At 67.9% G+C, this 9,792-nt stretch carries 14 protein-coding genes; 8 read left to right on the forward strand and 6 right to left on the reverse strand.

The features are described 5' to 3' along the window. The first annotated feature begins 17 nt into the window (after nt 1–17). Both FK219_RS07515 and FK219_RS14100 read left to right on the forward strand, forming a co-directional pair. The gene (locus FK219_RS07515; protein WP_152583578.1) at nt 18–989 is read left to right on the forward strand and encodes an LLM class flavin-dependent oxidoreductase; all 972 of its coding nucleotides are present in this window, start codon (nt 18–20) and stop codon (nt 987–989) included. After that, nucleotides 986–1,579, forward strand: a complete 594-nt coding sequence (locus FK219_RS14100; protein WP_152583579.1) for a pentapeptide repeat-containing protein — start codon at nt 986–988, stop codon at nt 1,577–1,579. Before FK219_RS07515 ends, FK219_RS14100 begins: the two co-directional genes overlap by 4 nt. Nucleotides 1,580–1,607: 28 nt before the next feature. Here the strand turns inward: FK219_RS14100 and FK219_RS07525 are convergent, their stop codons facing one another. Beyond that, the gene (locus FK219_RS07525) at nt 1,608–2,066 is read right to left on the reverse strand and encodes a DUF5997 family protein (protein WP_210416793.1); all 459 of its coding nucleotides are present in this window, start codon (nt 2,064–2,066) and stop codon (nt 1,608–1,610) included. A 68-nt stretch (nt 2,067–2,134) separates the two neighbouring features. Here FK219_RS07525 and FK219_RS07530 point away from each other — a divergent pair, with 68 nt between their 5' ends. Genes FK219_RS07530 through FK219_RS07545 form a run of 4 tightly spaced genes read left to right on the forward strand, consistent with a single transcriptional unit; the run spans nt 2,135 to nt 3,963 of the window. After that, nucleotides 2,135–2,689: a LysR substrate-binding domain-containing protein gene (locus tag FK219_RS07530; protein ID WP_152583580.1), complete on the forward strand. Its 555-nt coding sequence runs from the start codon at nt 2,135–2,137 to the stop codon at nt 2,687–2,689. A 38-nt stretch (nt 2,690–2,727) separates the two neighbouring features. Next, entirely contained in the window at nt 2,728–3,126 is a 399-nt protein-coding gene (locus FK219_RS07535; protein ID WP_235923821.1) for a hypothetical protein, read from the forward strand. Nucleotides 3,127–3,180: 54 nt separating this feature from the next. Beyond that, a complete protein-coding gene (locus FK219_RS07540) occupies nt 3,181–3,588 on the forward strand; it encodes a hypothetical protein (protein WP_152583581.1) in 408 nt (135 codons plus the stop codon). Nucleotides 3,589–3,642: 54 nt separating this feature from the next. Then, nucleotides 3,643–3,963, forward strand: a complete 321-nt coding sequence (locus FK219_RS07545) for a helix-turn-helix transcriptional regulator (protein ID WP_152583582.1) — start codon at nt 3,643–3,645, stop codon at nt 3,961–3,963. Nucleotides 3,964–3,999: 36 nt separating this feature from the next. Here the strand turns inward: FK219_RS07545 and FK219_RS07550 are convergent, their stop codons facing one another. The 3 genes from FK219_RS07550 to FK219_RS07560 all read right to left on the reverse strand — a co-directional run bounded on the left by FK219_RS07550 (nt 4,000) and on the right by FK219_RS07560 (nt 6,686). Further along, complete coding sequence (locus FK219_RS07550) at nt 4,000–5,448, reverse strand: threonine/serine exporter family protein (RefSeq protein WP_328821645.1); 1,449 nt, start codon at nt 5,446–5,448, stop codon at nt 4,000–4,002. A 72-nt stretch (nt 5,449–5,520) separates the two neighbouring features. After that, on the reverse strand, nt 5,521–6,111 hold the full coding sequence (locus FK219_RS07555) for a DUF6036 family nucleotidyltransferase (RefSeq protein ID WP_152583583.1): 591 nt from the start codon (nt 6,109–6,111) through the stop codon (nt 5,521–5,523). Next, the gene (locus FK219_RS07560) at nt 6,111–6,686 is read right to left on the reverse strand and encodes a helix-turn-helix domain-containing protein (RefSeq protein ID WP_165638076.1); all 576 of its coding nucleotides are present in this window, start codon (nt 6,684–6,686) and stop codon (nt 6,111–6,113) included. The genes FK219_RS07555 and FK219_RS07560 overlap by 1 nt, the downstream gene beginning before the upstream one ends. Before the next feature lie 181 nt (nt 6,687–6,867). Here FK219_RS07560 and FK219_RS07565 point away from each other — a divergent pair, with 181 nt between their 5' ends. Continuing rightward, on the forward strand, nt 6,868–7,197 hold the full coding sequence (locus FK219_RS07565; RefSeq protein WP_152583585.1) for a nucleotidyltransferase family protein: 330 nt from the start codon (nt 6,868–6,870) through the stop codon (nt 7,195–7,197). A gap of 43 nt (nt 7,198–7,240) precedes the next feature. Here the strand turns inward: FK219_RS07565 and FK219_RS07570 are convergent, their stop codons facing one another. Then, the gene (locus tag FK219_RS07570; RefSeq protein ID WP_152583586.1) at nt 7,241–7,891 is read right to left on the reverse strand and encodes a nuclease-related domain-containing protein; all 651 of its coding nucleotides are present in this window, start codon (nt 7,889–7,891) and stop codon (nt 7,241–7,243) included. A 155-nt stretch (nt 7,892–8,046) separates the two neighbouring features. Continuing rightward, complete coding sequence (locus FK219_RS07575; protein ID WP_152583587.1) at nt 8,047–8,256, reverse strand: hypothetical protein; 210 nt, start codon at nt 8,254–8,256, stop codon at nt 8,047–8,049. Nucleotides 8,257–8,590: 334 nt separating this feature from the next. On the opposite strand from FK219_RS07575, the gene FK219_RS07580 reads away from it, so the two are divergent. Continuing rightward, nucleotides 8,591–9,439, forward strand: coding sequence for a GIY-YIG nuclease family protein (locus tag FK219_RS07580; protein ID WP_152583588.1), 849 nt, complete (start codon nt 8,591–8,593; stop codon nt 9,437–9,439). Nucleotides 9,440–9,792: the final 353 nt, after the last annotated feature.

A 9,792-nucleotide genomic window follows, 5' to 3' on the forward strand; every position in this document is an offset into this window, starting at 1 on the left:
CACCTACCATCGACGGCATGGCCTCTCCAGCCCGCATCGGCGTCATGCTCCCCCGCGACACCCCCGCAGGCCAGGTGATCGACTTCGTGCAGCGGGCCGAGCAGCTCGGATTCCACGAGGTCTGGGTGGTCGAAGATCTCGGGTACCGCGGCGGCATCGCGCAGGCCGCGGTCGCGCTCGGCTGCACCACGAGCATCCGCATCGGGGTCGGCATCCTGCCGGCGGCAGCACGCAACGTCGCCTTCACCGCCATGGAGATCGCCACCCTCGAAGCTCTGCACCCGGGCCGCCTCGACGTCGGCATCGGCCACGGCGTGCCCGCGTGGATGGCCTCGCTCGGCATCTGGCCGACCAAGCCGCTCACCTTCCTCGACGCCTACGTGCAGTCGCTCAACGCACTGCTGCGCGGTGAGGCCGTGACACTCGAGGACGGCGCCGACCCGGTCGCGCTCGACCCCAGCGCGCTCCCGGTGACCGTGCCGCCGATCCTGCTCGGCGTGCGAGGGCCCCGCTCCCTCGCCGTCTCCGGGCGGGTCGCCGACGGCACCGTGCTCGCCGAGCCGACCACGCCCGAGTACGCGCGCTCCGCACTCGCGAGCATCGCCGCGCAGCGCCCGCACCGTCTCGTCGCCTACAACCTCGCCGTTGTCGACGACGACCCGGCTGCCGCCCTCGCCGCCGCGCGACCCACACTGCAGTGGGTCGGCGAGAGGGACGTCGCACCCCACATCGACCCGCTCGACATCGCCGACGAACTCCGTGCGCTGCGGGCCTCGAGCGCCGACCGGCACGACTTCGTCGCGCGCATGCCCGACGCGTGGGTCGCGCGGCTCGCCCTCGCCGGCGACGCGAAGCAGGTGCGCGCCCGGCTCGACGAGCTCGACTCGGCCGGCACGACCGACCACGTGCTCATCCCCGTCGGCGCCGACCCGCTCGGCGCGCTCGACAGTCTCGCGCGCGTGCTCCCCGCCACCGAGGAGGCCTCGTGACCGAACCCGCCCCGCCCGCGCCCGCCTCGGCCGCCGACTCGCGGCCGGGTATCCGTGGATTCCTCGCCCGCAACCGCGACGACCTCTGGCTCGAAATGATCAGCGGCGTCGTGCTCGCCCTCGTCGTCTCCCTCGTCGTGTTCGCCCTCGACCAGGCGACCACCGCCGAGCGCGAATCGAACGCCGAATCGCTCGGCAACTCCCTCTTCGTGCGCGAAGCGGTCATGGCCGATAGCGCCGTGCTGCCGTTCTCGAGCCTCAACCTGCGCGGCGCCCAGCTGAGCGGCCTACCGCTCGCGGGCGCCGACTTCTCCGACGCCGACCTTCTCGACGGTGAGCTCAAGCGTGCCGACCTCACGGGCGCCAATCTGAGCGAAGCCGATCTGACGAACGTCGACCTCACCGGCAGCATCTTCGTCGACGCCGACCTGAGCGAGGCGCTCCTGCGCAACACCGAGCTCACCAGCGCCGACTTCACGGGCGCCGACCTCACCGAGGCCGACCTCGCTGGCGCGTTCTACGTCGAGGGCGAGCCGCCGGTCGGGCTCCCGCTCGACGGGCTGCGCGTCATGCCCGACACCGACGACTGACACCGCCGACTGACGTCGGCGGACACCGTCACGAGACCTGATCGTCCTCGTCGTCGTCCACGTCGACCGGCGCGGCGGAGACGGGCCGCTCCCCGATCGCGGTGCCCGGCGGTCGCCCCGTGCCGGGAGCGTGCTTCTCGCGCTCCACGACGAGCCATTCGGGCCGCTCGTCGAGCAGCGCGCGAATCTCCTCCGTCGTCATCGAGTCGCTCACTCCCCCACGGGCGAGCGCCGAATTCGACACGCCGAGGCGACGGGCGACCTCATCGCGCGGGTGCGGCCCCTCGCGGCGCAGCGTCGTGAGCCACTCGGGCGGGGTCTCGTTCATCTCGCGCAGGGTCGAGCGCGACACCGGCTGCGTGCGGAAGTCTTCGGGCATCGCCGGCAGAAACACGCCGAGCTTCTTCGCGGCCGTCGCGGGGCTCAGCATCTGCTCCTTCTTCGGCTTCGGTTGCTGGCGGTTGTCTTCGCGCGGTGCGTCGGTCATGCACCCGAGCGTAGTGATGATGGGATGCTCGCGGCTGAGTCCCCCGTCACCGCGGGTAGCCTGAGCCCATGCCCGACCCGCTCATCGTCGCCTTCGTGCCCGGCGTCACCCCCGGCAAGTGGGAGCGCACGTGGCGGGAGCGCCGCCCCCGCGGGCGCCTCGAACTGCGGCCGCACACTCAGGCGGAGGCTCTCGCGGCGCTCGACGACGGCACCGTGCACATGGCGCTCGCGCGCGACGTCCTCCCCGACGACGATCACCACGCCATCCCGCTCTACCGCGAGGCGGCCGTCGTCGTCGCCCCCAAGGGCTCGCTCGTCGCGGGTGTCGGCGAGCTCAGCCTCGACGACCTCGCCGGGCTCGACGACGTCACCGTGCTGCCCGTCGACCTCCAGGGCGGCACGGGCGCCGAGGCGATCGAGCTCGTCGCTGCGAACGTCGGCGTCGCCGTCCTGCCCCAGTCGGTCGCCCGTGCGCACTCCCGCAAAGACGTCGTCGCCCGTCCGCTGAGCGGCGCCCCCGACACGGGCATCGCGCTCGTGTGGCCGACGCGCGACGCGCACCCGCTGTGCGACGAGTTCATCGGCATCGTGCGGGGGCGCACAGCGAACAGCTCGCGCTGAGCATCCGACCGGCGGTCGCCGCTCGGTACCCTCGGGGCATGCCCGCCACGCCCCCGCCCAGCGCAATGTTGCCCGCCGACTGGGTCGAGCACCGCCGTGATGACCGCGAACTGGTCGGCTGGATCCACCCCAGCGGCGACCTCTACACCGCCGTCGACGTGCTCGGCCGCACCGTAGCCGCCGACGTCGAATGGCTTGACGCCGAGGAGGCGCTCGAGCAGCACGGCCTCGCCTGGCTCGCCGAGCCGTGGGGCCTCGTGCTCGACGACGGCCGCGTGCAGCGCGTGCGCATCAGCCAGCTGAGCCCCGCCGGCATCACGGTCGTCGAGGACGACTGGGGCGCCGCCGCGGCGGTCGGTGCCGGGATGCTCGAGCGCAGCCTGCCGTGGCCGGCACCCGCGCAACTGCAGCCGTGGGGCGACGCGGGGAACGACTAGCGTCGCTGGGGACAGGCGACGTCACCCCCTGCGGGCGCCCGGTACTCTGCCGCGATGTCGAGCTGGAGAGTCGAGTACTTCAGTGACGACTTCGAGCGCTTCTATCTGAGGCTCCCCGCCTACGAGCAGGCTGTGGTCACCGCGGCGATCACCCATGTACTCGAGGCCCATGGCATCGACGCGTTTGACGGCGGGTGGGGCAAGCCACTCGGCGGCGGGCTGTACGAATTCAGGGTGCAGCGCTCGCTCGATGCGATTCTCTCGTTGGCCGGGGTCGCCCCTTCGCAATCCGAGACGATGGGTCGACAAGTGAGCCTTCGCGTCTTCTGCACGTTTCACGGAGATCGGATCGTCCTTCTGTTCCACGGCTACAACAAGGGCAAAGACCCGTCGAAGCGACGTCAGCACAAGGAGATCGCCAAGGCGCGCAAAGCCCTGACTGCGTGGAAGCGTGATCACTAAGCGGTCTTGACGCGTTATGTGTTTTATCACATACTCTCCGGAGGAGGTTCACCCATGGCTCGCTCATTCCGCGATCTTTCGTCCCGCGCTCAACAGTCGTGGACGGCTGACACACGCAGCGTCTACGACGCAGCCGTTGAGACTTTTGGCACTGAGCTCGATGCGCGAGCAGCACTAGGCGCGCAACTGCAAGCCGCCCGCACGGCGCACGGCCTGAGTCAGCCCGCCCTGGCTGAACGCAGCGGACTCCAGCAGGCAGAGATCAGCCGAATCGAGACCGGCGCGGGAAATCCGACCGCCGACACGCTGCTGCGCTTGGCACACTCGCTCGACCTTGAGGTCGTCTTCACCCCACGGGTGGGCAGAAGGGCCTGATCTCGGCCGACGAACTCGACCGCCACTGGGCCGCAGCTACCGCACCCCGAGCGTCCGCCGCCCGGCGATCATCGCCTGACGGTCCAAGCCGAACGTGCGGCGGGCCGCGAACCCTCCGATCGCCGTTCCGGCAGCCAGCCCGATACCCGTCGCGATGGCGTCCACGGCCGCGGGCAGCGCCTCCATCACCCCGGTCGTCGAATCCACCAAGACGTACAGCGCGCTGTACACGGCGAGGCCGGGAATCAGGCCGATGATCGCCGCCGTCGTGGTCGCTCCCTCGGGAACCTTGATCCAGCGGTAGGTGAGGTATCCGATGATGCCCGCCGCCACCGCGGCGATGCCCGGCGCCAACCCTGGCTGGGAAACGTACGGCGACACCAGCAGGAACACGGCGAACACGAGAGCAGTCGCCGCAGACATGAGCGGCACCAGGCGCAGACGCACGTACGACGTCAACGCGAAACCGCAGCCGATGAGCGCCGCCCCGACCACCCCGGCAACCAGGCCGATGCTGTCGCCGAGAGACGTCGACACCGCCACCGGAATACCCATCCGCAAGGCGATGCCCAGGACGGCCGAAATGCCCACCGCGAGTCCCAGAGTGAGCATGAACACTTCCATGCCGCGCGCCGTCGCCGTCACGTAGTACCCGTCGATCGCGTCGCGCGCCGCCGCCGTAAGACCGAGCCCTGACAGCAGCATGACGATGCCCGCAATGACGATGACTGTCGGCGCTTCCGACCCGGGCAGCTCGATGCCCACCGAGCGCAACCAGAACAGCAACACCGCAATGCTCGTCGTCGCCACCGCGGCGGCCATCTGGGCGAAGAAGCCGGGCACCGACCACTTGCCCAACTGGCGCGTAATGAGGTCCGAGATGACGGCGGAGACGGCGGCGACCAGCACGAGCACGAGCCCCACATCGAACAGTACGACGACGCCGCCCGCCAGAATGGCCTTCCCCGCGGTCACCACCCAGCGTCGATACGGGTGCGGACTCGACAGAATCGCGGTGAGCCGCTCCCGGGCAACCTCAACGGTGGGCCGCATTCCGTCGCCGGTGATCTGATCGATCAGCCAGTACACGTTCTGCAGCCTCGTGTAGTCGGTCGTGCGCACCTTCACGATGCGCATGACCGACACCGGGTCCTCGTTCATGCCGCGATGCACCGAGACGGTGATCGACGTGAACGTGATGTCCACGTGCATGCCGCCCACACCGTACGCCTCGCTGATGCGCAGCACCATCGCCACGACGTCGGCCGCCGAGGCGCCCGTCGCGAGCATCGCCTCACCCACGCGCAGGCACAGGTCAATCACCAAGCGCACGTGGCGCTGAGTCGACTGATCGTGGCCACCGGCGACCGAGATCACCTGGGTGGGAGCGGTCGACCCTCGCAGCACTCCGTCGGCGATCTGGAAGAGAGACCGATTCTTCCTCGGTCGGGGAGCCGTGCTGCCGTTGTCGCTGATGTTGCCCACCGCACCAGGGTACGGGCACGCGGGTCAGAGCACGCCGCAGGCCGACCTCGCTCCGGATGGATTCGGTTGCGCTCAGTGCTGGCCGTCGCGCACGAACGGCGGTGGCGGCGGCAACTCCCGCTCGGGCAACCCGACAGCGAACACGCGCTCTACTCGCTCGTAGGTTCTCGGGGTGAATTCGTCGCCTGGATAGAACTCGCTGTAGAGGTCTTCGGCGCTGTCGACGGAGTCGATGCCGACGATCGTCATGAGCTTCGCGACGTCGCCGATGTCACGGTTGCCCCGATGCTGCACGGCGTGCAGCTTCATGGCGAGCAGTGCCTCGGGGCTCGCCACGTTGATGGTCACCCCATCGCTTGACCACAGCATGCGCCAGTGCACGTCGCGCCCCCAGCGCGGGATGAACTGCTCCGCGTCGCTGTTCAGCCAGTTCTCGGGCCACGCCCGTTCAGCGGCGATTCCCCGGATGATCGGCGCAAGCTGCTCTTTGGGTGCCAGCCGCGCATCGATGTCCACCGTGGTCGCCCGCTCGATGTAGGCGAGACGCAGAGCAGCCCCTCCGATGATCTCGATGCTCACCCCCGTGAGTCCCTCGCGCTCGACCCGCGCGACGAGCTCTCGGAGCCCGGCGATCAGGTCACCGCGATCCAACCGCACCGCCATCAGGCGCTCCGGAGCGCGCCGGCTTCGACGAGCAGGTTGCGCCGCTGGAACTCCTCCGGCACGTCATCCAACTCTGGCGTCAGGTCGTAGTCGCTGATGACGAGCGGCTGCGCGTTCGTCAGGGTGCGCTCCGGCTCGTCCACCCACTCGGGCACGGGCAGTGCACGGTCGCGCAGGCGCCAGTCGGTCACGGCCGCGAGGGCGGCCGCCCACGTGGGCTCGGCACTCACCGGGGGTGCCGACGCCGCAAGCAGCACGCATTCCACGGGCAGGCACACCGCAAGGCCGTCGGAGTAGTCGAGCAGCGCACGCCAGGCGCGATCCCGATCCCCCACCGTGAGCGCGTCGTCGATGGAGCGCGCGGTCTCGGTGGCGTCGGCAAAGACGCTTGGGTAGACGACGACCCGATGGTTGGTCGACGACAGCCAGTTCTCGACTGTGTCGAGTCGCGGCGACCGGCGCCTCCCCTCGATGAAGGAGATCGCAGACTGGCTCGTGCCGAGCCGTTGGGCGAGCTCGCTCTGATCCCAACCGCGGCTCACTCGCGCACGGCGCAGTGCATCGATCAGGTCCACGTCACCTCCTCTAGACCAGTATATCTTAATCGATATAACCCCTAGTAGCGTGATCCATATTTGCGTTTAGCGGCCTAAGTGCAAGTAACGGCGGTCGCCACTTTCACTTACGGACGCGCGAAGCAGCCGCATTGCCGTCCACTCGCCTGGTTTCGCGAGAACTCCCCCGTATCCTTGCGCCATGTCAACGACGGCCCCCACTCGGGCAACACTTGCTCTGCGGGAGCGACTGGCTACGCGCCGAAACGAGTTCGAGCGTATTCTCGCGAAGTATGGTGCGACACAGCCGCGCCTGTTCGGGTCGGTCGCCCGGGGCGACGCCGTGTCGGAAAGCGACATCGACATCGTCGTCGACATGGATCCGGAGGTCGGGAGCATCCTCATGCGCGCTTCAGGACTCATGGCAGAGACGCGCGCGCTGTTCGGCAGCAACGACATCGATATTTTCCCCGTTCAGCTGCTCAAGCCTTCGATCGCTGAGTCAGCCCTCGCTGAAGCAGTCCCGCTCTGAGCCCTGGCGGCGGCTATCGGGGCGCGCGCCCCCGCACCGTCGCTCACGCCGCCCGAAACCGCCGCGCCAGCACGTCCACCGTCGCCGCCACGTCGCACACCGCGTCCTGCGGCGCACGCAACTCCTTCACCAGCTTCTTCGGCCACACCACGTCGACCCCGCGCACCGTGAACGACCCGCCGACGAGCGGCCAGTCGGCGTCGACGAAGCACAGCACCCCGCGCACTGGCACGTCTCCCACCGCCTCCTGCACGTGCGCCACTTGCTTGAGCACACCCTCGACGAGCGCCGTCTTGTCGCTCCCCCGCACGAGCAGCTTCTCCACCCGCGGCCGCAGAATGCCGCCCTCGACCCGCAGCTCCGGCCGCCTGTCCTGATACCGCTTCGAGTCGATCACCCACACCCCACCCGGCGTGACGACAAGGTGATCGATGTTGGCTCGCGACCGCGGAATCTTGCGATCATGCAGCACCCGGATGCTCTGCCCCACGATCCCGTCCAACGCAGCCGCCACGCGCTCCTCGCCGATCGCACCCGAACTCCACGCTCGCGTGCTCTGACGCTCCGGCGTCAGCGCTACGGCGATGGTGCCGAGATTGCCCCAGGATGCCCGGGTCGCAGCCTCGTCCTTGGCGCGACGACGCTCGTACTCGCGCCGAGCGGATCCTCCGGCGGTACCGTTGTCGTGAGTCATGGCTCGACGCTACGAGAAGTCGAGGGGTGCTCGGCAGCCCCCAGTCGGGGCTCACGGACCTAGTACGACAGCACATTCGCGTGTCTACGCGTTGCCCGCGTGCTCCCGAGTGGAGACGCGGGGCGGCGAATCGCCGCCCCGCGCGTGACGGTCTGCTACCAGAAGTGGACGCCGTCCGGCCCGAGCCCACCTCCCATGCCGTCCATCGGGCGCTGAGTGATGTTGCGCATCTGGCGGTAGTTCACCAACCAGATCGGTGCGTCAGGCGGGCACTCCCGCAAGAACTCGAGGACCTCCGCGACGTCGAAGAAGATGAACTCCTTCGGCAAGCGACGATAGAGCGGCCACGTCAGATCGTGCTCCATGGTGATTCCTTCCGAGACAACACCCGGCCGGTGGGCGGGGTTGGCTCGTTCTGGCGACCATACCGAGCACTGTACGTCGTACGCACGACTTTGGTCAGTTGGTCGTATAGGAAGGCGGCGAATTCGCTTCTCTCCGCGACTCTGTTCCGCGTGTCCTCCGAACACGCAGAAAGTGGAAACGTGCGTGGGAGACGAAGCGTGCCAGCAGCGATCCCGCCGCCCGAGCAGATCTGCCGTGCCAACGGACGCCTCCACGCAGCGCCGGCGAATCCATGCGGCCCTTCGTCGAATCGTGGGCGCTCACCCGATCTTTTGACTGAGGTAGCCTCACCGCATGCCTGAAGACCCGCCGATCTTCCTCAACGATGTACTTCACCTCTCGGCCGAGGACCTGGACCGACATCACTACCGAGTGCGGTTGACCTTCAGGTGGGGCAATGACGAGCAGTCGGATCCGATCGCGCGATACCGCCGAGACCCGGAGGATGCCCTCGGGCACTTGCTGTACTACAGGCCGCAGTCAACGTTCAAGGTTGGGCAGCGCGTCATCGGTATGACGAAGATTCGTGACACACAGTGGCTGCTCACGCGCATCGTGCAGATCACAGGCATAACCGAGCAACCGGGCGGCCGCAAAGCTTACGAGAGCGCTGATGTTGGGGAGTATCGCGGCCTTTTCGGCCGAGTAATCCTTCGATACAGCAACCCGCCCTCGGCCCAGAATGAGGTTCGAGTCGCGAGCAAGATTCTCCCTCAGATCCAGGTAGATGAGGTCAGAGCGACAGGCTTCGGGGACGACGGCTTCCCCGGCTACGCGAACGTCACCGTCAGCTGGCACAAACTTCACGAAATCGTGTCGCGCAGCTACGAGAGTTGGCACACTGCGCTTCGCAACATGAAGGGGATTTACCTCATTGTTGACAAGTCGAATGGCGCAGCGTACGTGGGAAAGGCGGATGGTAGCCAGATGCTTTGGGCGCGCTGGGCCAACTACGCCAGGACAAGGCATGGAGGCAACGTCGAGCTGAAGAAGCTCGACGCCGCACACATCGAAGAGCACTTCCAATGGTCAATCCTCGAAGTGATGGATGAGAAGACCCAAGACGACTACGTGAACGCACGAGAGTCCTGGTGGAAGAGTGCACTGAGCACACGAGGACAGGGCGGCCTGAACCGCAACTAAGTCCTCAGATTCCGGTCGAGCATGGCCACAGCACAGCTTGCGTGCGACTGACGCGACCGGGTTCGGTGCCAGCGTTGCCTCGCGACATACTTGTCGCCAACCCCCCAGAGAATCGAGCTCCCCGGGTCTAACCTCTGCGGTTGTCCGCCACCCACGCCGAGATGCGCCGATTTCGAGCGCGCACGAACTCAAGGGTGCGTTCCCTGTACGCGACGTAGTCGTCGAGACTGTCGGGGGTCAAGTCCCTGGAAGTGGTGTAACGGCTGATCCTTCGCTTTATGCGCTGAGTGCGATGAAGGTGTCGGCGACCACCTCGCTTTCGGTGTCGGGCAGGACGCGCATGCGGGAGCGGG

It is taken from the genome of Microcella pacifica (assembly GCF_009371975.2).
Classification (GTDB): Bacteria; Actinomycetota; Actinomycetes; order Actinomycetales; family Microbacteriaceae; genus Microcella; species Microcella pacifica.

Bases quoted from the DNA above. Each gene is read 5' to 3' on its own strand.
- FK219_RS07565 (WP_152583585.1), top strand. From the start codon at position 6,868: ATGTCAACGACGGCCCCCACTCGGGCAACACTTGCTCTGCGGGAGCGA.
- FK219_RS07580 (WP_152583588.1), top strand. From the start codon at position 8,591: ATGCCTGAAGACCCGCCGATCTTCCTCAACGATGTACTTCACCTCTCG.
- FK219_RS07575 (WP_152583587.1), bottom strand. From the start codon at position 8,256: ATGGAGCACGATCTGACGTGGCCGCTCTATCGTCGCTTGCCGAAGGAG.
- FK219_RS07525 (WP_210416793.1), bottom strand. From the start codon at position 2,066: ATGACCGACGCACCGCGCGAAGACAACCGCCAGCAACCGAAGCCGAAG.
- FK219_RS07540 (WP_152583581.1), top strand. From the start codon at position 3,181: ATGTCGAGCTGGAGAGTCGAGTACTTCAGTGACGACTTCGAGCGCTTC.
- FK219_RS07545 (WP_152583582.1), top strand. From the start codon at position 3,643: ATGGCTCGCTCATTCCGCGATCTTTCGTCCCGCGCTCAACAGTCGTGG.
- FK219_RS07570 (WP_152583586.1), bottom strand. From the start codon at position 7,891: ATGACTCACGACAACGGTACCGCCGGAGGATCCGCTCGGCGCGAGTAC.
- FK219_RS07555 (WP_152583583.1), bottom strand. From the start codon at position 6,111: ATGGCGGTGCGGTTGGATCGCGGTGACCTGATCGCCGGGCTCCGAGAG.
- FK219_RS07530 (WP_152583580.1), top strand. From the start codon at position 2,135: ATGCCCGACCCGCTCATCGTCGCCTTCGTGCCCGGCGTCACCCCCGGC.
- FK219_RS07535 (WP_235923821.1), top strand. From the start codon at position 2,728: ATGCCCGCCACGCCCCCGCCCAGCGCAATGTTGCCCGCCGACTGGGTC.
- FK219_RS07515 (WP_152583578.1), top strand. From the start codon at position 18: ATGGCCTCTCCAGCCCGCATCGGCGTCATGCTCCCCCGCGACACCCCC.